30 protein-coding genes and 1 riboswitch are annotated in these 23,380 nt (G+C 61.6%); of the genes, 17 read left to right on the top strand and 13 right to left on the bottom strand.

The features are described 5' to 3' along the window. The first annotated feature begins 31 nt into the window (after positions 1-31). Together tuf and CAQUA_RS09840 are read left to right on the top strand one after the other, a co-directional pair. On the top strand, positions 32-1,222 hold the full coding sequence (gene tuf, locus CAQUA_RS09845) for an elongation factor Tu (protein ID WP_196825282.1): 1,191 nt from the start codon (positions 32-34) through the stop codon (positions 1,220-1,222). A gap of 587 nt (positions 1,223-1,809) precedes the next feature. After that, a complete protein-coding gene (locus tag CAQUA_RS09840; protein WP_196825283.1) occupies positions 1,810-2,514 on the top strand; it encodes a hypothetical protein in 705 nt (234 codons plus the stop codon). Positions 2,515-2,564: 50 nt separating this feature from the next. Here the strand turns inward: CAQUA_RS09840 and CAQUA_RS09835 are convergent, their stop codons facing one another. Genes CAQUA_RS09835 through CAQUA_RS09810 form a run of 6 tightly spaced genes read right to left on the bottom strand, consistent with a single transcriptional unit; the run spans position 2,565 to position 5,970 of the window. Further along, positions 2,565-3,137, bottom strand: a complete 573-nt coding sequence (locus CAQUA_RS09835; protein WP_196825284.1) for a hypothetical protein — start codon at positions 3,135-3,137, stop codon at positions 2,565-2,567. A 3-nt stretch (positions 3,138-3,140) separates the two neighbouring features. Further along, positions 3,141-3,767, bottom strand: a complete 627-nt coding sequence (locus CAQUA_RS09830; RefSeq protein WP_196825285.1) for an Asp23/Gls24 family envelope stress response protein — start codon at positions 3,765-3,767, stop codon at positions 3,141-3,143. Beyond that, positions 3,767-4,828 carry an Asp23/Gls24 family envelope stress response protein gene (locus CAQUA_RS09825; RefSeq protein ID WP_196825286.1) on the bottom strand — a complete coding sequence of 354 codons (1,062 nt, stop codon included), beginning with the start codon at positions 4,826-4,828 and terminating at the stop codon, positions 3,767-3,769. Before CAQUA_RS09825 ends, CAQUA_RS09830 begins: the two co-directional genes overlap by 1 nt. Continuing rightward, positions 4,829-5,017 carry a hypothetical protein gene (locus tag CAQUA_RS09820; protein ID WP_196825287.1) on the bottom strand — a complete coding sequence of 63 codons (189 nt, stop codon included), beginning with the start codon at positions 5,015-5,017 and terminating at the stop codon, positions 4,829-4,831. Positions 5,018-5,038: 21 nt separating this feature from the next. After that, entirely contained in the window at positions 5,039-5,371 is a 333-nt protein-coding gene (locus CAQUA_RS09815; protein ID WP_196825288.1) for a hypothetical protein, read from the bottom strand. Between the two features lie 50 nt (positions 5,372-5,421). Beyond that, the gene (locus CAQUA_RS09810; protein WP_231375966.1) at positions 5,422-5,970 is read right to left on the bottom strand and encodes an Asp23/Gls24 family envelope stress response protein; all 549 of its coding nucleotides are present in this window, start codon (positions 5,968-5,970) and stop codon (positions 5,422-5,424) included. A 768-nt stretch (positions 5,971-6,738) separates the two neighbouring features. Between CAQUA_RS09810 and rpsJ the strand changes: the two genes are divergently transcribed. From rpsJ to rpsQ, 11 genes are all read left to right on the top strand, one after another. Next, positions 6,739-7,044 carry a 30S ribosomal protein S10 gene (rpsJ, locus tag CAQUA_RS09805; protein ID WP_196825289.1) on the top strand — a complete coding sequence of 102 codons (306 nt, stop codon included), beginning with the start codon at positions 6,739-6,741 and terminating at the stop codon, positions 7,042-7,044. A 67-nt stretch (positions 7,045-7,111) separates the two neighbouring features. Beyond that, a complete protein-coding gene (rplC, locus tag CAQUA_RS09800; protein ID WP_196825290.1) occupies positions 7,112-7,765 on the top strand; it encodes a 50S ribosomal protein L3 in 654 nt (217 codons plus the stop codon). Then, complete coding sequence (gene rplD, locus CAQUA_RS09795; protein ID WP_196825291.1) at positions 7,762-8,463, top strand: 50S ribosomal protein L4; 702 nt, start codon at positions 7,762-7,764, stop codon at positions 8,461-8,463. Before rplC ends, rplD begins: the two co-directional genes overlap by 4 nt. Further along, complete coding sequence (gene rplW / locus CAQUA_RS09790; protein ID WP_196825292.1) at positions 8,463-8,765, top strand: 50S ribosomal protein L23; 303 nt, start codon at positions 8,463-8,465, stop codon at positions 8,763-8,765. Before rplD ends, rplW begins: the two co-directional genes overlap by 1 nt. Positions 8,766-8,825: 60 nt before the next feature. Continuing rightward, a complete protein-coding gene (gene rplB, locus CAQUA_RS09785; protein ID WP_196825293.1) occupies positions 8,826-9,662 on the top strand; it encodes a 50S ribosomal protein L2 in 837 nt (278 codons plus the stop codon). Between the two features lie 16 nt (positions 9,663-9,678). Further along, positions 9,679-9,954: a 30S ribosomal protein S19 gene (rpsS, locus tag CAQUA_RS09780; RefSeq protein WP_034664270.1), complete on the top strand. Its 276-nt coding sequence runs from the start codon at positions 9,679-9,681 to the stop codon at positions 9,952-9,954. Between the two features lie 2 nt (positions 9,955-9,956). Beyond that, on the top strand, positions 9,957-10,331 hold the full coding sequence (gene rplV, locus CAQUA_RS09775; protein WP_196825294.1) for a 50S ribosomal protein L22: 375 nt from the start codon (positions 9,957-9,959) through the stop codon (positions 10,329-10,331). After that, complete coding sequence (gene rpsC, locus CAQUA_RS09770; protein ID WP_196825295.1) at positions 10,331-11,077, top strand: 30S ribosomal protein S3; 747 nt, start codon at positions 10,331-10,333, stop codon at positions 11,075-11,077. The genes rplV and rpsC overlap by 1 nt, the downstream gene beginning before the upstream one ends. Positions 11,078-11,082: 5 nt before the next feature. Then, entirely contained in the window at positions 11,083-11,499 is a 417-nt protein-coding gene (gene rplP, locus CAQUA_RS09765; RefSeq protein ID WP_196825296.1) for a 50S ribosomal protein L16, read from the top strand. After that, a complete protein-coding gene (rpmC, locus tag CAQUA_RS09760) occupies positions 11,499-11,738 on the top strand; it encodes a 50S ribosomal protein L29 (RefSeq protein ID WP_196825297.1) in 240 nt (79 codons plus the stop codon). Before rplP ends, rpmC begins: the two co-directional genes overlap by 1 nt. Then, entirely contained in the window at positions 11,738-12,043 is a 306-nt protein-coding gene (rpsQ, locus tag CAQUA_RS09755) for a 30S ribosomal protein S17 (RefSeq protein ID WP_196825298.1), read from the top strand. Before rpmC ends, rpsQ begins: the two co-directional genes overlap by 1 nt. 366 nt (positions 12,044-12,409) lie before the next feature. On the opposite strand, the gene CAQUA_RS09750 is transcribed toward rpsQ, so the two are convergent. The 7 genes from CAQUA_RS09750 to CAQUA_RS09720 all read right to left on the bottom strand — a co-directional run bounded on the left by CAQUA_RS09750 (position 12,410) and on the right by CAQUA_RS09720 (position 20,329). Continuing rightward, a complete protein-coding gene (locus CAQUA_RS09750; protein WP_196825299.1) occupies positions 12,410-13,114 on the bottom strand; it encodes a Fic/DOC family protein in 705 nt (234 codons plus the stop codon). A gap of 19 nt (positions 13,115-13,133) precedes the next feature. Next, the gene (locus CAQUA_RS09745) at positions 13,134-13,367 is read right to left on the bottom strand and encodes an antitoxin VbhA family protein (protein ID WP_196825300.1); all 234 of its coding nucleotides are present in this window, start codon (positions 13,365-13,367) and stop codon (positions 13,134-13,136) included. 89 nt (positions 13,368-13,456) lie between these two features. After that, complete coding sequence (locus tag CAQUA_RS09740) at positions 13,457-14,452, bottom strand: carbohydrate kinase family protein (protein WP_196825301.1); 996 nt, start codon at positions 14,450-14,452, stop codon at positions 13,457-13,459. A 12-nt stretch (positions 14,453-14,464) separates the two neighbouring features. Beyond that, positions 14,465-16,030, bottom strand: coding sequence for a bifunctional hydroxymethylpyrimidine kinase/phosphomethylpyrimidine kinase (locus tag CAQUA_RS09735; RefSeq protein ID WP_196825302.1), 1,566 nt, complete (start codon positions 16,028-16,030; stop codon positions 14,465-14,467). After that, a riboswitch (TPP riboswitch) is annotated at positions 16,021-16,126 on the bottom strand. It overlaps the preceding gene by 10 nt. 31 nt (positions 16,127-16,157) lie before the next feature. Continuing rightward, a complete protein-coding gene (locus CAQUA_RS09730; protein ID WP_196825303.1) occupies positions 16,158-17,756 on the bottom strand; it encodes a GTPase in 1,599 nt (532 codons plus the stop codon). Beyond that, positions 17,756-19,495 carry a GTPase family protein gene (locus CAQUA_RS09725; protein WP_231375556.1) on the bottom strand — a complete coding sequence of 580 codons (1,740 nt, stop codon included), beginning with the start codon at positions 19,493-19,495 and terminating at the stop codon, positions 17,756-17,758. The genes CAQUA_RS09730 and CAQUA_RS09725 overlap by 1 nt, the downstream gene beginning before the upstream one ends. 39 nt (positions 19,496-19,534) lie before the next feature. Next, positions 19,535-20,329 carry a formate/nitrite transporter family protein gene (locus CAQUA_RS09720; protein WP_196825304.1) on the bottom strand — a complete coding sequence of 265 codons (795 nt, stop codon included), beginning with the start codon at positions 20,327-20,329 and terminating at the stop codon, positions 19,535-19,537. 299 nt (positions 20,330-20,628) lie between these two features. Between CAQUA_RS09720 and rplN the strand changes: the two genes are divergently transcribed. The 4 genes from rplN to CAQUA_RS11240 all read left to right on the top strand — a co-directional run bounded on the left by rplN (position 20,629) and on the right by CAQUA_RS11240 (position 23,380). Continuing rightward, a complete protein-coding gene (rplN, locus tag CAQUA_RS09715) occupies positions 20,629-20,997 on the top strand; it encodes a 50S ribosomal protein L14 (RefSeq protein WP_196825305.1) in 369 nt (122 codons plus the stop codon). Positions 20,998-21,000: 3 nt separating this feature from the next. After that, a complete protein-coding gene (rplX, locus tag CAQUA_RS09710) occupies positions 21,001-21,315 on the top strand; it encodes a 50S ribosomal protein L24 (RefSeq protein ID WP_196825306.1) in 315 nt (104 codons plus the stop codon). Beyond that, complete coding sequence (gene rplE / locus CAQUA_RS09705; protein ID WP_196825307.1) at positions 21,315-21,905, top strand: 50S ribosomal protein L5; 591 nt, start codon at positions 21,315-21,317, stop codon at positions 21,903-21,905. The genes rplX and rplE overlap by 1 nt, the downstream gene beginning before the upstream one ends. Before the next feature lie 221 nt (positions 21,906-22,126). After that, a complete protein-coding gene (locus CAQUA_RS11240) occupies positions 22,127-23,380 on the top strand; it encodes an ATP-binding protein (RefSeq protein ID WP_353959145.1) in 1,254 nt (417 codons plus the stop codon).

Raw genomic sequence — 23,380 nt, 5'->3', positions numbered from 1 at the left:
GTGGCTGCACAAACGTCCAGGAGGACAAACAGTGGCAAAGGCAAAGTTCGAGCGCACAAAGCCGCACGTGAACATCGGCACCATCGGTCACGTCGACCACGGCAAGACCACCACCACGGCTGCCATCACCAAGGTTCTGGCGGACCAGTACCCGGATGAGAACCAGGCTTTCGCATTCGACGCAATCGACAAGGCTCCTGAGGAGCGCGAGCGCGGCATCACCATCAACATCTCCCACGTGGAGTACAACACCCCGAAGCGCCACTACGCTCACGTGGACGCCCCGGGCCACGCCGACTACATCAAGAACATGATCACCGGTGCGGCTCAGATGGACGGCGCTATCCTCGTTGTGGCTGCAACTGACGGCCCGATGCCGCAGACCCGTGAGCACGTTCTGCTCGCTCGCCAGGTTGGCGTTCCGTACATCCTCGTTGCTCTGAACAAGTGCGACATGGTTGACGATGAGGAAATCATCGAGCTCGTCGAGATGGAAGTTCGTGAACTCCTGGCCGAGCAGGACTACGACGAAGACGCTCCGATCGTTCACATCTCCGCTCTGAAGGCTCTTGAGGGCGAGGAGAAGTGGGTACAGTCTGTCGTTGACCTGATGCAGGCTTGCGACGACTCCATCCCGGACCCGGTCCGCGAGACCGACCGCGACTTCCTGATGCCGATCGAGGACATCTTCACCATTTCCGGCCGCGGTACCGTTGTTACCGGCCGTGTTGAGCGTGGTGTCCTGAACCTCAACGACGAGGTCGAGATCATCGGTATCCGTGAGAAGTCCCAGAAGACCACGGTTACCTCCATCGAGATGTTCAACAAGCTGCTTGACACCGCTGAGGCCGGCGACAACGCCGCTCTGCTTCTGCGTGGTACCAAGCGCGAGGACGTCGAGCGCGGCCAGGTCATCATCAAGCCGGGCGCTTACACCCCGCACACCAAGTTCGAGGGTTCCGTCTACGTCCTGTCCAAGGACGAGGGTGGCCGCCACACGCCGTTCTTCGACAACTACCGTCCGCAGTTCTACTTCCGTACCACTGACGTGACCGGTGTTGTGAAGCTGCCGGAGGGCACCGAGATGGTCATGCCTGGCGACAACGTTGAGATGTCCGTCGAGCTGATCCAGCCGGTCGCTATGGACGAGGGCCTGCGCTTCGCTATCCGCGAGGGCTCCCGCACCGTCGGCGCTGGCCGTGTTACCAAGATCGTCGAGTAATTCCCGACTGATCGCGAAGCCGCTTCCCCACGTGGGAGGCGGCTTTTGCCGTTTCAGCCCGGCCCCGACCCTCCCATCCCCGCACTTCCCATCTCCGCCGGCTGACGATGTTGACACCTCGCGGGGCAGTCACGGGGCCTATTCTGTATGGTCCCAGGTCAAAAACGTGCGGTATTGCTTATGTACGGGAGGGGTGTCAACAGATTCAGGATTCGGTCTGGGAGCGGTTCTCAGCCATCTCCAGCCATCCCGATCCTTGGTCAGAGGCGTCTCCGCCGGCTGAAGATAGTGACATCCTGACGATGGTGACACCTCTCGGGCCCATCTCGAGGCGCGTTCTGCAAAGAAGCAGGTCAAGAACGTGCGCTACTGCTTATACATGGGAAGGGTGTCAACAAATTCAGGATTCGATTCGGGTGCGGCTCTTTTTTGGAAGAGAAGAGCTACCCGGGTGGGGGAGACACGCGGTGGATCGCGGTGAGGCCCTAAAGTAGGCAGCCGTGAAGCCCGCTGATGAAGAAATCGCTCCTGGGGGATCGGGGGAGTATTTGAACTCGGATCCGACTCGGATACCTAGGGTGCTCCGCGTGCTGCAAAGCACGTGGGAAGGTCAACCCGAATTGCCGTTGACTACGGTGTTCGGGATTTTGGCCAACCGCGGAGTGGGGTGGGGGAGCAGCGATAAGGAACTTGTTGATGCGCTGGTTGAGATGGGGTCTGAGCATCCCGGTCTTCTGACCCCGGATGCAGCAACAACGGCAGTGGTGACCTCCGAAAATCCTGGCGCCACCGTGACCTTCAATGAGGGGCAGGTGGTTGTGCGCCCGCGGGGAGGACAAGGACCGCGAGGGCACGCCCATGGGAAAGGGCAAGGGCATAGGAAAGGGCGTCGGTTAGAAGAAACCATGCCCAGCGTGTGGGAGTTTGAGTCGGCCCGGCCGGTTGGGCCTGGGTGGCCGTTGGTGGTGACGGACCGCGACCACTTCGACCATCGGCTTGGTGTGGCCAAGCTGATCACGGTCTTTGAGCCGGAGGCTGTCCCGGCAGGGCTTGAGCGCCTGGACATAGGGGATGCGCAATGGTTGGTGCTGTTCCAGGACGGAACGCGCGGGCTGCTGGGAAGGACCGTGAGATTGTGGACGATGGACCGCAGGTCCGTGAATCGAAACGTGGTTGCCTGGGAGAAGATTGTTGAGTGCGTCGCTGGCAGCGACATGGTTGTAGCGCCGCGGGGAGGCGGACCCGACATGAATCTCGGAGAGGTGGAGAGAGTGATCCACCTCAACCCCTAAGCGCGCGGCTGAGAGTGGGGCTGGAAAAAGGCCGGGGCCGGGCCGATAACCTAGGGCGCGATGCGATCGAAGTGCACTTTGAACACGGTGTCGATGTCCATGGTGTCCACGGCGTCGCGGAAGTCGGCGTCGAGGTTTTCGACGGTGCTGAAGACGGTGTTCATGTCGTAGTCGGGGCGGGCGGTGATGGTGAACGTGGCGGTCGGGCGGTCGCCGATGAAGGCGACGTTCTGGGTGGCGCCGACAATGGGTTCCAGGGTTTCGGCGTAGGAGCAAGCCGCAGCCGCTAGGCGGTTGACGTTTACCAGGGTGTCGCCGCCCCCGATTTCACCGTCGGGACGTTCGGCGATGAGGGCGCGGCGGTTAAAGCCGCGGTTTTGGATGTTGGCCAGGATTAGCCAGAAGCCTAAAAACGCCAGAAGAACACACGCGATGATCAGGGCTGTGCCGTACCAACCCGCGTCGGGGATGGAGCCGATGAACTTCCGGTCCAAGGTCGCGGTGACGTCGGACCACCACGGGATGTCATACCGCAGTCCCAGCGGGATCAGCCCCAGGGCAAGAAGGCCCAGGCCAAGGATGAAGATCAAAATGCGGTCAAAAACTTCAAGACCTTTGCTCATGGTTTAGATCTCCCTGCTTGATCCGGAGCGGGCGTTGCGGGTGGCTTCGACTGGCTGCTTCACGGTGACACGCACTTGAGGCTGCGGGTGTAGGCGAACAAACTGCTGTTCCAGTGAAGAAGCAAGGCGCGCCTGTGATGCCTCACCACCCTCATCGGTGACGTGAACGTCGAGTTTTTTCTTCGAGGCACGCGAGGACACGGGGACTTTGCCTAGTTCCATCCGGCCGGTCGCGGTGGCTTTGCGGGCAATGTCCACCGGGCGCACCCACATTGAGGTGGGTGAATCAACTTTGACGTGCGTGGTTTTCCGCGGTTTCAAAGCAGCGACGATGAACCACAGGCCGATCAGCGACACAAGCACGCCTACCGCAACGGCGGCGTCGGTCACCGCGGCGCTGCCGATCCACTCAAACACCGGTGCGGCCCAGGCCTTGGAAGGCTCTTTCTGTTCGAAGACGTACCATAGATCGTGGCCGATCAGGCCAGCGAGCGTGATCATCACAAGCCCAAGCAACACGGTCAGCCAGCGCGCGATGGGGTTTGCGCGAGGGGCCGCGCCCGGTTGCGGGTGATTGACTACCCCTGCTTGCGGGCGGTACCGGGACCAGAAACGTTTGGTGCGTGCCATTAGTTGTCCTCCCTCGGCTCCCAATCGCCGTCAACCGCGATGGTGCGAAGCGCCTCCGGCGCCGGAGCGCTCGGCACCGTGAGCGGTGCCGGTTCAGGGGCGACTACGCGCCGAATTTCTATTTCAGGCCGCGTGACCGGCAGCAGCGGCGGGCGCGACACGGTGATAGCCCGCAATGGTTCCTGGTGCGGAAGTGACACCGGCTGCACGGGAGCGGATCGACGCACGGATACAGGAATCATCGGTGCGCGCGTCACTTCAACCCGACGCAGCGGCGCAGGATGCGGGCGCACAACGGGGCGCGCTGGCGCGAATTCACGGACAACGATCGGTGTTAGATGTGTCGCCGGTGCTGTCTCAACCGGTCGCAGGGCAACCGGATTGGGCTTCACCGGCGAATACGCGGTCACACGGCGCGCAGAGATGGGCTCAAGCGGCCGCGGCTTCGGCGCAGCCACAGAACGAACGGCCACAGGCGCCGGTGCAGAAACAGGGGCCAGCGGAGCGCGTGCCGGCACCTCGACGTCGATAAGCACAGGTGCTTCGGGCACCGCTATCGAGCGAACCTCCGGCGGTGCGGGCGTGAGCACGTGTGTGATGTTGTCGTACGTAGAAGAATTGACCTCCGGGGAAACAACGCGCGTCGGTGACACGTCAATCCGTGCGGGTACGAGCCCAGCGGGGTGTTGATCCAGGTCGAAGTGGGTGACGCGGTCGCTCGCGCGGACTTCTTCCACAGCAACGTTCACGCGCGTCACGGTCAGGCCGGTCAGAGTCTGAACGTGGCTCGTCACCGTCCGGCGTACTTCATCCGTTACGCGCCGCACCGGAGCAGGGTAGGTCGCAGCCATCTCCACATCGAGCATGACCGAAGCGTCACCGCGGTCAATGGTTGCGGTTACGCGCGGCAGACTGCGTCCAGCAAGACCCGCGAGCTTCGCATCAACGGGGATAGACCCAGGCACAGACGTCACGGCTACTTCCGCGACGTGCTCCACGGTTCGCTCGTTGATACGGTACGTACTCAGGTCGAGCTGGGGTGTTGGGGCGAGGGTGCTCATTTACGCCCGCCCGCGGCCAGAAGTGCGGCTGACCAGCTCTGCTAGGTCGATCTTGTGGTCCAGCTGCGCGCCAACGACTCCGCCGATCGCACCAAACACGATCGTCACAAAAAAACCTAGCCAGCCGCCGAAAATCAGCATGATCGCCAGCACAACGCCGATAGCGGCACCCATAGTGGTCTTTGACATTCTCTTAGTCCTTTACTTTCGCTACCGCGCGTCCGCGAAAATCACGTCTACCGCGCTGATTCCAGTCCCAGATTCAGAGCCCTTCGCATCGCTTATCGACGACACCTTCTCACGCACCTCGGCCGCCACCGCGTCGATAGTGCGACGCGCCGCAACGTCATATACCAAGTGCACCTCAAGAACCTCTCCGGGTTCTTGCTGGCTGGGTTCGCGCAGGTTCAAGCCTTCGACCATGCCACCTTGCGTGCGATACACGGCGTTTCCGTAGCGGCCAGGGTGCAGCTCGGCGACGCCGGGGATACTCGCCACGGCATCGGCGATTTCGCGGGCGGTTTCTAATGAAAGTGAGCTCATCGTTGGGGAATTAATCGGGTACTAGCGGTCAGTTGTATGCCCGGTACTGATTACTGGTCCAGCTGCGAAGCCGGGGCCGGGAAGTTTCCCGGAGCCTGTACTTGCTGTTGGACCTGCGGCTGGTTCGGTGCAGCGTTGTTCGGTGCCTGCTCGCCTTCGCCGGTGTTCTGGCTCGGCAGGTTCACGTCGTGGACCGTCACATCAACGCGGTCAACGATCAATCCGGTCATACGCGTAATCGCGATGGTGATGTTCTCACGGATTGCGTTAGCCAGCTCGTGGATGGCAACACCGTATTCAGCGATGATCGCAACCGCGACGTTCGCGTGGCCGTTGTCCACGACCACATTGACGCCCTGCTGAACGTTGGTGGAGGAGGTGAGGGATTCACGGATCGCGCCGAACATGCGGGCTGCACCGCCGCCCAAGTTGTGGACGCCAGAAACTTCACGCGCAGCGATACCTGCGATCTTGCCCACAACCTGATCATCGATAACGGTGGTGCCGTGGTCGGTCTCCAGCGCCTCGTTGCGCGGGCGGGAAGCTGCCTCCGGAGTGGTGGAGCCACCAGCGTTCGGCGCCACCGGCTGCGGCTGCAGTTGGTCTGCCGCCTGGTTCGCTGCTCGGTTTTCCGCCTGGCCGTTGGCGGCCTGGCCTGCCAAAAATTCGTCGTTAAGCGGGGTGTTCTGGGTCGGGTTGGAAGTGTTGTCAGCCATGGTTGGTCCTTTCGTGGCCCCGTGAGGGCGAGTTGAGCGTACGGTGAATGCCGTTCGCTACTCGACCCTACTCGTGAAACGGACAAAGGCGGTGGCTCAGCCACAGTCGGGCCTGTGGATAAAAAGTGCGGCTGTGGATAAGAGGCGCTGAGAAACGGAGATTTGCAGATCACTGACCTGCTGTGTTTTAATACTCGGGTTGCTTTAACACAGTACAAAACCCCAGCTCATACTGATGGTCACTATTGGTGGGGGTGAGGGAAGTGCTGTTGGTAAGGCGAACATGACACTTTGCACGGCGTCTTTCGAAAAAGGCAGCCGACGAAGGGTCCGTGAGCGGGATCAGGCCCCTAGAGATGGGTACTTTCGGTCACGGGCACCGGAGAAGGGCCATGGCAAATAAACAGCGGCAGTACACGAAGGGCCATGCAGGTACCCCCTCGCTTGTCCTTTGACGTCTTAAGACATGCACTCGTGCGCCTTTTATTTGCGTGGATTCGTGCATGTCATGGCAGTCAATCGAAATACTTCGCGTTTGAGCCGGGCCTAACCGGACAACGTTATAGAGAAACAAACAAGCTACAACCCCACCGTCGGCAAGAGCCTCTGAAGCGAAACGATGAAATGTGGGGATGCGAGGAAGAGGTTAGCGTGGCGGGACAGAAGATCCGCATCAGGCTGAAGGCCTACGACCACGAGGCTATCGACGCATCTGCGAAGAAGATCGTGGAGACGGTTACCCGTACGGGTGCCCGCATCGTGGGACCGGTGCCGTTGCCCACAGAGAAGAACGTGTACGCCGTTATTCGTTCTCCGCACAAGTACAAGGATTCGCGCGAGCACTTTGAGATGCGCACACACAAGCGCCTCATCGACATCCTCGATCCCACTCCGAAGACCGTTGACGCACTCATGCGCATCGACCTTCCGGCAAGCGTGGACGTGAACATCCAGTAGTAGCCGTCTTTAAAGGCACTACCGAGATGCAACTTGTGAATCGACAAACATTAATCGGAGAACACACATGACTGAACAGATCAAGGGCATTCTGGGGCGCAAGCTCGGCATGACCCAGATCTTCGACGAGGAGAACCGCGTTATCCCGGTTACCGTCGTTGAGGCTGGGCCGTGCATTGTTACCCAGATTCGCACCGAAGACACCGATGGCTACAGCGCCATCCAGATCGCCTTCGGCGACATTGACCCCCGTAAGGCTAAGAAGCCGCAGGCTGGCCACTACAAGAAGGCAGGCCAGAACCCGCGCCGCCACGTCGCTGAGATCCGTATGGATGACACCTCGGCGTACGAGCTCGGCCAGGAGTTCGCCGTTGACATCTTCGAAGGCGACACCTTCGTTGACGTTGTTGGCACCACCAAGGGCAAGGGCTACGCCGGTGCTATGAAGCGCCACGGCTTCGCTGGCCAGGGTGCCGCACACGGTAACCAGGCAGCTCACCGCCGCGTGGGCTCCATCGGCGCCTGCGCGACCCCGGGTCGCGTTTTCAAGGGCACCCGCATGGCAGGCCGCATGGGTAGCAACCGGGTGACCACTCAGAACCTGAAGATTCAGAGGATCGACAACGAGTCCAACCTGATCCTGATTAAGGGCGCTATCCCGGGCCCGAAGGGCAGCTTGGTCACCGTTAAGACCGCAGTGAAGGGCGGTGCACACGCATGAGCAATCTGACACTTGACGTCCACACCGCTGATGGCGCAACCAAGGGTTCCGTCGATCTGCCGGCTGAGATTTTCGACCGCGAGGCATCTGTTGCACTGATGCACCAGGTCGTTACCGCGCAGCTCGCAGCAGCTCGCCAGGGCACGCACTCCACCAAGACCCGCGGCGAGGTCCGCGGTGGTGGTAAGAAGCCGTTCCGCCAGAAGGGCACCGGACGCGCTCGCCAGGGTTCGATCCGCGCACCGCACTACACCGGTGGTGGCATCGTCCACGGTCCGAAGCCGCGTAGCTACGGCCAGCGCACCCCTAAGAAGATGATCAAGGCTGCCCTCGCTGGCGCTTTGACCAACCGCACCCGCAATGAGCGCATCCACGTTGTGGAGGAGCTCGTCGCAGGCCAGAAGCCGTCGACGAAGTCCGCACGCGCGTTCATCGAGCGCCTGACTGACCGCAAGTCCGTCCTGTTCGTCGTTGACAACGCTGACCAGACCTCCCTGCTGTCTGCGCGCAACCTGCCGCAGGTTCACATCCTGGAGCCGGGCCAGCTCAACGCCTACGACGTTCTCAAGGCCGACGACGTGATCTTCACCGTTGCTGCTCTTCACGAGTTCGTGGAGCGCGTAACCCGCACGGCCGCTGAGGCTGGCAGCACCAAGGTTGCCGTCGATAAGCCTGCTGAAGGCGAGGAGGAGAACTAATGGCTAAGATCGCCAACCCCCGCGACATCATCATCGCGCCCGTGGTCTCTGAGAAGACCTACGCGCTCATGGAGCAGAACACGTACACGTTCTTCGTGGACAAAGCTGCTAACAAGACCCAGATCAAGATTGCCGTAGAAGAGATCTTCGACGTCAAGGTTGCCTCTGTGAACACCGTCAACCGCGAGGGCAAGCGCAAGCGCTCCCGCTCCGGTTGGGGTAAGCGCAAGGACACCAAGCGCGCGTACGTGACGCTTCGCGACGGCAGCGACTCCATCGACATCTTCGGCGGCGCGGCTTAACCGCCGGCACCACGAAGAGCATTCGCTTAACGACGAAGATTCGATAGAAAAGGAACCATTATGGCTATTCGCAAGTACAAGCCGACAACTCCGGGTCGCCGCAACAGCTCTGTTTCCGAGTTCGAGGAAGTTACTCGCTCGACGCCGGAAAAATCTCTGCTGCGTCCGCTCCCTAAATCCGGTGGCCGTAACTCTCACGGTCACATCACCACCCGTCACCGCGGCGGCGGCCACAAGCGCCGTTACCGCGTAATTGACTTCCGCCGCAACGATAAAGACGGCGTGCCCGCAAAGGTCGCTCACATTGAGTACGACCCGAACCGTACCGCTAACATCGCTCTGCTCCACTACTTCGACGGCGAGAAGCGCTACATCATTGCGCCGAAGGGCCTGAAGCAGGGCACGGTCATCGAGTCCGGCCCGACCGCCGACATCAAGGTTGGCAACAACCTGCCGCTGCGCAACATCCCGACTGGTACGACCGTCCACGCTGTGGAGCTCAAGCCGGGCGCTGGCGCGAAGCTGGCTCGTTCCGCTGGTACGTCCATCCAGCTGCTGGGTAAGGAAGGCACCTACGCGGTTCTGCGTATGCCGTCGTCCGAAATCCGCCGCGTGGACATCCGCTGCCGCGCCACCGTGGGTGAGGTCGGTAACGCCGACCAGATCAACATCCGCTGGGGTAAGGCCGGCCGCATGCGCTGGAAGGGCTGGCGCCCGACCGTGCGTGGTGTGGTTATGAACCCGGTTGATCACCCACACGGTGGTGGTGAGGGTAAGACCTCCGGTGGTCGCCACCCGGTTTCCCCGTGGGGCCAGAAGGAAGGCCGTACCCGCAACCCGAACCGTTATTCCAACAACATGATCGTTCGCCGTCGTCGCGCGAACAAGAAGCGCTAAGAGGAGGTAACTTCATATGCCACGCAGCCTGAAGAAAGGCCCGTTCGTCGACGAGCACCTCCTCAACAAGGTGGACGCTCAGAACGAGGCTGGCACCAAGCAGGTCATCAAGACCTGGTCACGCCGTTCCACCATTCTCCCCGACTTCATCGGTCACACCTTCGCCGTCCACGACGGCCGCAAGCACGTGCCGGTGTTCGTGGATGAGTCCATGGTGGGCCACAAGCTCGGCGAGTTCGCACCGACCAAGACCTTCAAGGGTCACGTCAAAGAAGAGAAGGGACGCAGGTAATCATGGCTGAGACCATCACATCCGCCCGCGCCACGGCTAAGTACGTCCGCACTTCCTACACGAAGGCTGGCCGCGTACTTGACCTCATCCGCGGCAAGTCCGTCTCCGAGGCTCTCGCGATCCTGAAGTACGCCCCGCAGGGTGCGTCCACCCAGATCGCCAAGGTCGTCGCTTCTGCAGCGGCAAACGCTGAGAACAACTTCGGCCTGGACCCGCGCACGCTCGTCGTTTCCGAGTGCTACGCAAACGAGGGTCCGACGATGCGCCGCTACCAGCCACGCGCACAAGGTCGCGCGTTCCAGATCCGCAAGCGCACCTGCCACATCACCGTTGTTGTGGAGAGCCAAGACGCTAGCCAGAAAGAAGGGGCCAAGTAATGGGTCAGAAAATTCACCCCCACGGCCTCCGGTTGGGCATCACTTCCGATTGGAAGTCCCACTGGTACGCCGACAAGAACTACTCCGACTACGTCGCCGAGGACATCAAGATCCGCGAGTTCCTCTCCAAGGGTCTTGAGCGCGCCGGCATCGCCGACGTTGTCATCGAGCGCACCCGCGACCGTGTCCGCGTGGACATTCACACCGCCCGCCCGGGCATCGTGATCGGCCGCCGCGGTGCTGAGGCAGACCGCATCCGTCGCGAGCTGGAAAAGCTCACCGGCAAGATGGTTGCCCTGAACATCCTCGAGGTCAAGAACGTCGACGCTAACGCAGCGCTCGTCGCTCAGTCCGTCGCGGAGCAGCTGGTCAACCGTGTGGCATTCCGCCGCGCGATGCGTAAGGCTATCCAGTCCGCTATGCGTAACCCGCAGGTCAAGGGCATCAAGATTCAGTGCTCCGGCCGTCTGGGCGGCGCTGAAATGTCCCGCGTCGAGCGCTACCACGAAGGCCGTGTGCCCCTGCACACCCTGCGTGCAGAGATCGACTACGGCACGGCGGAAGCAGCAACCACCTTCGGCATCATCGGTGTCAAGGTATGGATTTACAAGGGCGACGTCGTTGGTGGCGTTCGCGAGTCCGACCTCGCACTGGCAAACGACCGCCGCGGCCGCGGCGACCGTGACCGCCGCCCCCGCCGGGGTGGCCAGCGTCGCCAGCGCTCAGAGCAGAAGAAGGAGGGCTAAGACACATGCTTATCCCTAAGCGCGTCAAGTACCGCCGCCAGCACCGCCCGACCCGTCGTGGCGTGTCCAAGGGTGGCAACCGTATCAACTTCGGTGACTACGCAATCCAGGCTCTTGAGCCGGCGTACATCACCAACCGCCAGATTGAGGCAGCACGTATTGCCATCAACCGTCACGTCAAGCGTGGCGGTAAGGTCTGGATCAACATCTACCCGGATCGCCCCCTGACCCAGAAGCCGCTCGGTGTTCGTATGGGTTCCGGTAAGGGCCCGGTGGAGAAGTGGGTGGCCAACGTCAAGCCTGGCCGCATCCTGTTCGAAATGTCGTACCCGAACGAGGCAACCGCCTACGAGGCCCTGCGCCGCGCTGGCCAGAAGCTTCCGTGCAAGGTCCGCATCATCAAGAAGGAGGACCAGTTCTAATGCCAGTTGGAACCCCCGCACACGAGTTCCGCGAGCTCAGCGACTCCGAGCTGAAGGATCGCCTCGCTGCTGCCAAGGAAGAGCTGTTCAACCTGCGCTTCCAGCACGCTACCGGCCAGCTGTCCAACAACCGCCGCATCTCCGCGGTGAAGCGTGACGTGGCCCGCATCTACACGGTTCTGCGCGAGCGCGAGCTCGGCCTCTCCGTCACCCCAGGCACCGAAGGAGCTGACAACTAATGTCTGATACCCAAGAGACCAAGGGCCCGAAGCACACGCCGAAGCAGCCCAAGGAGAAGGGCCTGCAGAAGCGTCGCCGCGGCTACGTGATTTCCGACAAGATGGACAAGACCATCGTCGTCGAGGTCGAGGACCGCAAGTCCCACGGCCTGTACGGCAAGATCGTCCGTACCACCAAGCGCGTGAAGGCTCACGACGAGACCAACACCGCCGGCATCGGCGACCTCGTCCGCATCGAGGAGACCCGCCCGCTGTCCAAGGACAAGCACTTCCGCCTCATCGAGATCATCGAGAAGGCCCGCTAGTCTCGGCAGATCCCGGCTCTTCCGGCGGCCCCCTCAGGACAGCCGCCACCCTGACCGCCCCGCCCAGCACCCCAGCTGGTGCGGGGCATTTTCTCTGCCCGAAATCTCAACCCCCTCCACCCAGCCGCCTCACTCAACCCAACTCACCCGGACTCCTCATTAGACCCGCCGATCGAGCCGTTCTATCCCCCATCGACCCGTTTCACCCCCCATCGACCCGTTGCGTTTTGATCGATCCGTTGGCCAATAAAATCCCAGGTCGCATGTATATATGTTTCATACGGGTCGATCACGAACTAAAACGGGTCGATCACGGAGCGAAACGGCTCGATCGCGGACCCGGACGGCGCGGTCCTGGCTCGGGAGCTAAGTACTGGTTGGCGGTTCCCACGGTGCAGCCGGGTGGTCCCGACGGAACTGCATCATGTGTTGGAAAATTTCGGCGGAGTTGCTGTCTCGGTGGCCCTGGGTCTTTCTCAGGCTACCTTCGCCTGTTGGCGGGAGAGCGTCGACGGGATACACCGCGGGGAGAAGCAGTTGTGCTAAGAACGACGCATCGGCGGTAGCTGCCCCGACGTAACGTGCTGCGTGTGCGTGAGAGGCATTGACCTGCGTCCAGTCCACGACCCATCCCGCTGCACGAAACATCTGGTCGAAGAAGTAGCGTTGAGTACGCGAATTGCCATCGCGGAATGGGTGCACGATTGTGAGTTCGCACCAATGATCGGCGATGGTGGCGTCCGCCATATTCAAATCTGCCGTGGACGGCGGTTGTTTCTGGATCCGTCGCATTACTCGGCCCAGCTCGTCTTCGACGAACTCGGCCCGGCACATCATCAAGCCCATGGCACCCACCTCGGTGGAACGGATTTGGCCTGCCCAAGGGTAGACGTCTTGCAACAAATGCCGGTGAACTTCAATCAGAGATTCGCGGGTGAACTCACGGAGAGGCGGACCGGATTCGAGTTCGAACAGACGTCGGCCCGAGAGCTCACCAGCAATTAGCTCCAGATCGCGAGCGTCTTCAATGCCAAAAAAGTTTTCGGGCGCAGCGTCTTGTTTGCGGGGCATTCAGCTAAACCGCCTTCAGCTATGCCGCCCCGGACGTGCGGCGCCGTAGCTCGGCAGCACGCGCGCTTTCGCGTAAGCCGTTCTCTTCCAAGTATCGGAGGACGGATTCATCAGCAGAGAGTTCGCCCCGAAGAATTTTGCGTCCTTCGCTTTCAAGCTCAGGTGACAGAGTTTGGCCGGCCATGATCATGGACGCATTGACGGCCGCGACTTTGTGGTCTTCGGTGCGGGGGTCGTCATGAGGTGCAGTCATGGAAGTGATTCTAACAGCGTAAACACCAAAAATGAAGGCCCGCAGTGGTCGGTGGAGGCGCCCGCCGGGATCAGTGCGGGCAGTGCGGGCTAGTCCGGGAGGGTGAAGTTGAAGGTGAAATCCGGCGGTGGCTCGGGCGCGTTGGCGGGGATGTCGGTTTCTGGGTAGAGCTCACGGGCATAGGGGGTGTCGGCGCCCGGGCGGGAGATCGTGATCGCGGCAGCGCGTGCGGCGAAACGAAGGATGCTTCGCCAGTCAGACTCGCTGAGTGCAAGAAGTGTGTCGCGGCTAAGGCCCTCGAAGCCAGAATCGTCTGCAGAGTCAGCGGAGTCTGGGTTCACACCACCGAGGCGGTCGAACTGGTGCGCAAGTGCCGCCATGACGGTGTCGCCGGCGCCGATGGTGTCGGAAATATCGTCGCCTTCCATGCGCTCAGAAGGTTCAAAGCACTCGCCGAACGGCGCGCGAACGTGAAGGCCGGCGGCAGACGTGGTCACCACCACGGGCACATGAGAAGTGTCGCCAAGGAATTCAACTTCGCTGTCTGATAGCTTCAGAACCGTCACCGATTCGAGGAAATCGCGCAGGAATGTCCGGTGCTTCTCCGTGGCGAAGGCGGGCCGGATATTAGGGTCAAGGCACACCACCACCCCCGCGTCCGCACATGCGCGGGCGACCGCAGCGTAGCGCGAGGCGGCCGGTTGCAGCGCAAGCGACAGTGTTCCGAACACCGCAAACCCCTTATCGACAGCGACCGGATCCGCGAACCGGTCGGCCGTTCCCTCCACGTAAAACTGGTAGCTCGCGGAACCATCCGCACCGATCGATGCCACGGCCAGGCTCGTCGGTTCCTCGCCGGTGGGGCAGTGGGAAAGGTCCACGTGGGCGTCGATAAGCGAGCTGCGAAGGGCCTGGCCGAAGTTGTCGCTGGACAACCGCGATTGAAACGCGACATCCGAGCCCATGCGGCCCAACGCGCGAGCGACGTTGAAGGGTCCACCACCAAGCGCGGGTTCAAGTGGCACGAGCGCCCGCTTGCCGACGGGCACCAGGTCAACCAGTGCCTCGCCGTAAACAGTGATCATGCGCGGGGTGAGTTAGGCGCGGCGCGAGGCTTGGTCGAAGAACGCCAGCTCGTGGTAGCAGGCGTACATGAAGGCTTCAGCGGCGCGTTTACGGGCGGCGGGGGAAGCCTCCTCGAGGGCGCGTTCGGTGGCATCAAGTGCCTGCTTGACCTCGCCGACGAAGTCATCGCCGCCGTACATGGACAGCCACGCGTTGTACGGGTGGTCGGCGTGGTTGTTCTCAGCGAGGTGGAGGCCCACCTCAGCGTAGAGCCAGAAGCACGGCAGGACCGCCGCAGCGCCGACAGCGTATTCTTCCACGGCGGTTTCAGACACCAGGAAGTCCGTGTACGCGTTGGTAACCGGGCTGGGCCGGGACGACGCGTGATCCAGGTCGTGCTGGGCAAACCAGGTGCGGTGCAGCTCAGCCTCGGCGTGGATAGCTTCGGCGGAGGAGTTAGCCCACCAGACCTGGTCATCAGGGGTGTGGGCCTTGATTCCAACCTGGGCCAAAGCGCGGGCGTACTCTTCCAGGTAGTGCGCGTCCTGCAGCAAGTAAAACTCAAAATCGTCTTCAGCCAAGTCGCCGGAGCGCAGCGCTGTGATGAACGGCAAGTTCAACGTGTCGGGCCAGACCTTGGCAGCAGCGCGGTCCCAGAGAGCCTGGGTGTGGGGGCCGGCGGCCGGGATCTTGGCAGCAAGAAGCTGGCCGGTCTCACCCGCTGGGCGGTCACCGGACAGGTCCCACGGCTGGGTGGACGCTGCAGCGGCAAGACGTCGCGCGCGGTGGGAATGGTCGACGGGGCCGTTGCCCTTGCCAACTCCAAGCGCATCGGCGTTAGCGATGGCCTCGTAGAGCCAGTCCGAAGCCCAGCGAACCGCCGCGGCCGAACCAGCCCCGGACCCAGCCTCAGAGCCGAGCGCCAGGCGAGTGGCCAGCGCCGACGACAGGGAGCAGCCGGTGCCGTGGGTGTTCTTCGTGTCCACGCGGGGCACGCGGGCAACCTCGACGGATCCGTCGGGGGAGACCAACGCGTTGGAGGCATCACCGCTGAGGTGGCCGCCCTTGACCAACACAGCAACCCCGGTTGCGGCGGCGTACGCTTTGCCCTGTTCTACCGCTTCGTCGAAGTCCGCGGCGGGCTCGTTCTCCGTGAGTACGGCCAGCTCCGGGATGTTCGGGGTGACCACGGTGGCGTGGTCGCGCACGAATTGGCGCAGCGCAGCCTCGGCATCCTCGCTAAGCAGGCGGTCGCCGGAGGTGGCCACCATCACGGGGTCAACGACGACCACCGGAACTTCGCGTCCGGCCAGGGCCTCACTGACAGTGGCGGTGGTTTCGGCATCCCCCAGCATGCCGATCTTGATGGCGTCGACCTCAACGTCGTCGAAGACCGCGTCGAGCTGCTCTTTCAGGAACTCCTGCGGTGGAGTGTGGATGGAGCGCACCCCCTGGGTGTTTTGCGCCACCAGGGAGGTGACCACGCACATTCCGTATCCGCCAGCAGCGGCGATCGATTTCAGGTCGGCCTGGATACCAGCGCCACCGGTTGGGTCAGTGCCGGCGATGGACAGGACTCGGGGGATAGCAGTAGTCATAGCGACATCCTTACGCGAATTCGAGTTCGTTCAAGTTCAACGGGTGTGATCTCAGCCCGGCCTTTGAGAGGGGGCTGGGCACCCCGTGTCTTGTTGGGCAATCATACGCGAGTTGTAACGGCCCGCCTTAACCGACGGCGGTGGCAACGGCCGCGGCGAAACGGTCGTAGTCCGCGCGGATGCCCTCTAGCGGTTCTACAACGGCCGCGTGAGAAATCGCGGCCACTTCTTTGCGCATAGCTTGCCGGGTGCGTCGCTTCACGCCGGAGCCGATCACTCCGCCGAAGACGGTGGTGATCAGGCCAATGATCAGCCCCGCAAGGAGTCCAGCCATGATCAGCAGTGTTGGTATGGGCCACCCTTCGACCGTGGGCACGAGCTCGCTGCCAAGCAGTGGCACGAGAACGCCCGGTATGAATGCAACCAGCAGGTACCAGACAACACCGGCTAGCGCCGCGATCAGCGCGAGCCATTGGATCACGGTCAAAAGGAACCATCCCCGCGAAGGTTCAGCGGGGAGGCGAGTGCGGGCGACGGCACGGTCGAGTTCGCCCGGCAGTGCTTGGGAGATCTCCTCAGTGCGGTCTGCCACCGCCGCGGACCACGCATGGGGCAGTCCATCTGCGGCAGCCGTGGAATAGTCGCGCAGTCCCTTGTTCGCCACCGCCTTGCCGGCGGCATCCAATTCCGGCAGCGACGTGCGGTGCACGCCCACGTCATCAGGCTCCTCCCGCAGACCCAAGCGGCGCAGGGGATCGGGCCGGAACTTCGTGATCCAGCTGGTCAGCAGCCACCCGGTGCGCTCATGCAGGCGTTTGCGGTAGGCCGCGGCGGTGGTCGTAGAAATCCGTTCGACCCCGGCGGCTTTCGCCAAAGTGTCGTCGAGGGCACGCTTCGCTCGCTTATCGACGCCACCCGCCGCCCGCGTCGGTACATAGTCGTCCGTCACCGCGCGTATATCGGCCTCAATGCGGGCGGTCTGGGCGGTGTGAGCGCGGGCGACTTTTGCAATCGCGCTGCGCAGCGTATCGATGCCCTCCCCAGTGCGCGTGGAGGTAGGGATGACGGACACGCGGGTGAGGCCGTCGTCGATAAGCAAGTGCTCAAAATTGCCCGCGACCGTATCCACGTCGTCGACGTGCAGCAAATCTGCTTTGTTCAGCACGGCGAGGGTGACTTCGGCGTGGCCGGCGTGGGGGCGGATGAACTGGTCGTGGATGACGCTGTCGGCGTATTTTTCGGGGTCCGTGACCCAGACCAGAACGTCGACTTGTCCAGCGAGGCGCTGCGCGATTTCGCGGTTGGACGCCTCCACCGAGTCGAAGTCCGGGAGGTCGAGCAAGATGAGCGGGCCAGCGCCGGGGGCGAACTCGCCCGGGCGGGTGCGGCGGTCCTCCACCCCTAGCCAGTCCAGCAGGGCTTCGGACCCCTCCGGGCCCCAGATTGCCGCGAGAGGGGACGACGTGGTCGGGCGGCGCGCAGCTGCCTTGCCTAAGTCTTCGCCCACGACTGCGTTGAACAGGGAGGTCTTGCCGGAACCGGTGGCTCCGAAAAACCCAACGACGGTGTGTTCAGCAGACAGGGCACGGCGTTCCGCGCCCGCGCGGGCGATGGAACGGAAGCGGTCAACCTCGCTGGCGGGCAAGTAGGGCGCGCCGATGGAGGCGGCCTCATCCAACGCGGCAAGGCGGTCGCCGAGGGGAGTCTTACGTTTGAAAAGCGCCATTAGTTCTCCCCTCCAGTCGGGCGAGGAAGCTGCAGTTGGGGGGCCGCGGTGAGGATGCCGGGGAAGCGTTCGTTGAGTGAGGCTCGCGCTTCCGCGGCGGTGGTACGGATCGATTCGGCGGAGGTGCCTTCCAGCAGCGGGTCGGTGATGGCGTAGTAGCGTTCGCGTTCCTCACGCAGCAGATCATTGAGTCGTTGGTCTAGGTCCTTGCGTGCGTCGGCGGCCATGCGGCGCACTGTTTCTTCGCCGAATACCGTCTCCAGCAATTTCTGGCCCAGCACGGCGGATCCACCGGCAATGCCAACTTCCATGCCCGTTAAGCCAGCCGTGGTGGAAAACACCACCAGCATCAGCGCGACGGTGAGCACGTTGAGCCCCAGCGACATCACGCGGGCCCGTTGGCGTTTCTCGCCCGCGGTGTCCTGGATGCGCGCAATCATCGCGCCCTGCCATTCGCGGATCAGTGCCGCGGCCTTGTCATCAAGATCATGGCTTGCGCGGGCCAAGGAAGGATCAGCCGCTTGTCGACGATCGGGAGCAACCGCTCCCACATGCGACCACGCCCGGGACGCCGCCGTGTCCGCTGCATCCACGATGACGGCGTGCAGGCCGGATTCCAACTCCGTTTCCACCTCGCGCAGGGGAGCCGGCTCACCGCTAAAGAAGCTTCCTACCTTATCCACTGCTTGGCTGAACCAGCGCTCGAATCCGCGGAACACATCCGAAGTGCCCACGACGTCCTGCCAACGGTCCATGACCTCGCTGCGGAGCATCTTCCCGTCAGAAGTAGCGTCGATGATGTGCTGGTGTGCGGCGCGGTACAGCTCTAAAATCGACTCGTCGAGTTGGTTGGCAAAATCCTCACGGCTTTGGCGAATACTCGCCAGCTCGTCCACACGCAGCAAAGCACCGTTCGCGGCGCCCGCAACTGTCCTGCCAGCGACTTCACGTCTCGCGGCTGAATCATCTGCCAAGGATCTTAAAAAGTCCCGCAGGGGCGCCACCATTTCAGCCGGGAGAAACTCCGACTGCAAGTCCTTTACGTACGGCACTTCGAAGACGGTCGCGCGTCCTAAGCCGGCCTCATTCATCATGCGGCGCAGATCGGCCGGGACGGTGTCGGCCGCCGCTTCATCAAGGCGGTTGAGTACCACCACGACTTCAATGCCGCGGCCGGCAGCGTCGTTGAGGAAGTTCCACACCAGCTGGTCGGCGTAGCGCGCCGGGGTAGTGACGAAGATCCACAGGTCTGCCGCGGCGAGGAGCTGGGAAGCCAAGGCGCGGTTGCGGTCGTCGATCGAGTCGAAATCGGGGGCGTCGAGAAGCGAAAGCCCCTCGGGGATAGAGGACGTTTCCACGACACGCAGGGTTGTTGATTGCTCGTCGCCCGCACCGTGGGAGCGGGCGAGGCCGGGAAGGACGTGCGGTGAATTGAACCACTCAGCGTCACCCGGGTTGGCTACCAGTACCGGCTGGCGCGTGGTGGGGCGGATCACGCCGGGATTGGAGACCTTCTCGCGCAGCAATGCGTTGACCAGCGTAGATTTGCCGGAGCCCGTCGACCCCCCGATCACGGCCAGCAACGGGGCGTCAAGGTTGGCCAGGCGGGGCAGGATGTAATCATCAAACTGGTTGACCACCGCGCGGGCCTGCTCAGCGGCCTCGACGGGCAACGTGGTTGCGGCGAGGTCATCGCGCAGCTGCCTCAGCGCATGTAATGGGTCGCTCGGCGGGAGCATTGTTTGGGGGCTATTCACCTGGCCCATTGTCGCAGAAAGTTAGTCCTTGTAATCAGTTTTCGTGCGGTTGAGCCACCCGTAGACCCCGCCCATGATCAAGCCGCCGCCGACCAAGTTGCCCAGCCACACCACGGTCCAGTTCCGCAAGATATTGGCGACGGTGAACCCGTCGATGGTCTCGGGGCCGTACACGAAGCCGCCGAGCTGCACCATCACGAAGTTCGCGATCGAGTGCTCGTAGCTCATCGCGGCGAACGCCGGAATCACCACGATGATGCCGAGCAGCTTCGCGGAGAAATCCTGGCCCGCCTGCGTGGCCATCATGAACGCGATGTTGACCACCATGTTCGCCAGAATCGCTTCAACGAACAGGGACTTCGAATCCTTCGCCAGCTTGGCCTCCAACACGGTGTGCAGCAGTCGCGTTTCCGGGTCAAGGTTGCTCATGAACGCCGTATTTGAGATCAGCCAGCAGATCAGCACGGCCCCGATGAGGTTGAAAAACGTCACGAACAGGATCAGCGCCAGCCCGCGCAGGATGGATACGCGCCGCTGCACCGCCCCGTAGGTCATGAACATCATGTCGCCGGTGGCGAGCTCACCCTGCAGCACGATGATGATGTAGAGCGTCGTCGCAAAGATCGAGGCGAACACATACCCGCCCCAGCCGGGAGCGTAGCTTTCCATGATTGTTCCGGTTGCCGCCGCGAACGACGTCATGATTCCAAGGTAGATTCCGGCCATCATGGCACGCACTGCGAATCGGGAGGGCTCGCTAGTGAACAGGTCCAACTTCCTCGCGATGATGGCCGGGGCCGCTTCATTAAATCTCACACCGCAGAATCTACATCCAAATACCGATACTTTTCGGCCGAGCGCGCCTCGAGCGCGCTTCAAGAACGCCTCCAGTGCGCCTCGAGCGCACAAAAACGATTTGGTGAACTGCCGAAACACGTGCTTTAATACTCGGGTTGTCTCACGCTGGTCGTGGTTGATGCGCGTTTCCGAGTTGACGCCACGAGACCCTTCGGCGGTAATGACCGTCCGTCGATAAGCGAAGGCAAGTTTACGTTGACCACGTGCGTTCAGGCCGGAAATCTGGCGCACATTGATCCAGGTCAGGAGACCATAAAGTGATTCAGCAAGAATCGCGCCTGAAGGTCGCCGACAACACTGGTGCAAGGGAAATCCTCTGCATCCGTGTTCTTGGCGGATCTGTCAAGCGCTTCGCCGGTATCGGCGACACGATTGTCGCCACCGTGAAGGAAGCCGCACCCGGCGGCAATGTTAAAGAGGGCGAAGTTGTGCGTGCGGTGATCGTGCGTGCAAAGAAGGAAACCCGTCGCCCGGATGGCTCGTACATCGCCTTTGATGAGAACGCTGCCGTTCTGATCAAGAACGACACCGAGCCCCGCGGTACCCGTATCTTTGGCCCTGTTGCGCGTGAGCTGCGCGACAAGCGCTTCATGAAGATTGTGTCGCTCGCACCGGAGGTGATCTAACCCATGAAGGTCAAGAAGGGCGATATGGTCCAGGTGATCGCTGGTAAGGACAAGGGCGCGCAGGGTCGCGTCATCGAGTCCTACCCGAAGCGTGAAAAGGTCCTCGTTGAGGGCGTTAACCGCGTGAAGAAGCACGTGGCTTCTTCCTACAATGAGCGCGGCGCCGAGTCCGGCGGCATTGTCACTCAGGAGGCTCCGATCCACGTGTCTAACGTGATGGTGCTTGACTCCGATGGCAAGCCGACCCGCGTTGGCTACCGCTTCGATGAGAACGGCAAGAAGGTCCGCGTGGCCAAGACCAACGGGAAGGACATCTAATGAGCGAGATTGCTAACTACACTCCGCGTCTGAAGACCCGCTACAAGGACGAAATCCGCGGCAAGCTCTCCCAGGAGTTCGGCTACGACAACGTTATGCAGATCCCGGGCCTGACCAAGATCGTGGTCAACATGGGTGTCGGTGACGCTGCGCGTGACTCCAAGGTCATCAACGGTGCGCTGGAGGACCTGACCGCTATTACTGGTCAGAAGCCGCAGCTGCGTCGCGCAAAGAAGTCGATTGCTAACTTCAAGCTCCGCGAGGGCATGCCGATCGGTGCGAAGGTCACTCTTCGCGGCGACCGCATGTGGGAGTTCCTCGACCGCCTGCTCACCGTGGCTCTGCCGCGTATTCGTGACTTCCGCGGTCTGAACGATACCCAGTTCGATGGCAACGGTAACTACACCTTCGGTCTCGCTGAGCAGACCATGTTCTACGAGATCGACGTGGACAAGGTTGACCGTCCGCGCGGTATGGACATCACCATCGTGACCACCGCCTCCAACGACGAGGAAGGCCGCGCCCTGCTGCGCCACTTCGGCTTCCCATTCAAGGACAAAGACGGCAAGATGCAGCGTCCGTCGGTCTAAGCAATCGCTTATCGACGATCGTTAGTACGCATTTCTCCCCACCAGCTGCACTGAGAAAATCAGTGCGTGGCTGGTGGGGAGTTTTGTTGTTTTCTAATCCGAATAGTCACATTTTGCTCGACGATCCCGGCAGGTTCATCTCGACGATCCCGGCAGGTTCACGTCGACGATTCCGGCAGGTTTATCTCGACGATCCCGGCAGGTTCGTGTATTTTCGCAGTATGGAGACTTACAGGCCAAGGATCGTCGACGAGCTTCTAAGGGCGTATTTAGAAGCCTCGCCCGCGGTCTTTCTAGCGGGAGCGAGGGCTACGGGGAAGACAACGACTGCGCTGCAGGCTTCTTCCTCGTGGGTTCAACTCGACAGGGAAGGACCCGATATAGCCGATGTGGCGGCAATTAATCCATCCGCAATTCTTGAGGGTGAAACACCGCGCTTGCTTGATGAATGGCAGCTAGCGCCGAATTTGTGGGGAGCAGTGCGGCGCGCAGTCGATGAGAACCCGCATCCTGGTCGTTTTATCCTGTCAGGGTCTGCATGGCCGGACAGCTCGACTATCAAACATCCTGGAGCGGGACGAATCCTGACTTTGGTGATGAGGCCGATGACGCTCTTTGAAACGGGCGACTCTGCAGGTAGCTTCTCTTTGAGCAGGTTGTTCGCTGGCGAGGATCCCGTAGACGGTTCGGAACTGAGTCCGCATTCCGTGGGTGACATCGCCCGCCTGATTACTCGAGGGGGTTGGCCCTCGTGGGTAGACCGTGACAGCAGCGTCGCAGAGCTAATGATGGGGGGCTACCTGGACAACCTGGCGGAGAACGAGTTCCCATTCATCGGTGGCCCCCGTCGATCACCACAGAGATTTCTTCATTTCGTGCGAGCATACGCATCCCTTACTGCGCACCCTGCGCCGTTGACTACGGTCCAGGAAAGGCTTGGGGAGGACGGGTATAAGGTCGGAGAAAAATTCGCTTCAATGTTCCACGAGTTTGCAAGCCGAATGTATCTGATAGAAGACCAGCCACCATGGGCTCCAGCCCGAAGGTCTAAGTCACGCCTAGTGGCAACCCCGAAACGCCACCTAGTGGATCCTTCCCTAGCAGCATCAGCAATGGGCGCATCTCATGACGCTGTAGTTCTGGATCCCAGGACGTTAGGGTTCCTATTCGAATCCTTGGTGCTGCGAGACGTGCGGGTCTATAGCCAGCCGTTGCGGGGTACCGCCTTCCATTACAGGAGCAAGGATGGCACTGCTGAAATCGACATCGTTATCGAATTACGTGACGGCCGTTGGGTCGGTATAGAGGTTAAACTTTCACCGAAATCAGCGATCGAGGCTGCACCCCGATTGAAACAGGTGGCAGAGAGTATTAAGCGTCCTCCTGAGGGCTTGCTTTTGGTTACACCCACCGGAGCGACAGCCCAAGTAGACGATCGGACCTGGGTCGTTCCGATAGGGCTATTGGGGCCTTAA

This window comes from Corynebacterium aquatimens (assembly GCF_030408395.1).
Classification (GTDB): Bacteria; Actinomycetota; Actinomycetes; order Mycobacteriales; family Mycobacteriaceae; genus Corynebacterium; species Corynebacterium aquatimens.
This window is presented reverse-complemented; position numbering and strand designations above follow the sequence as displayed.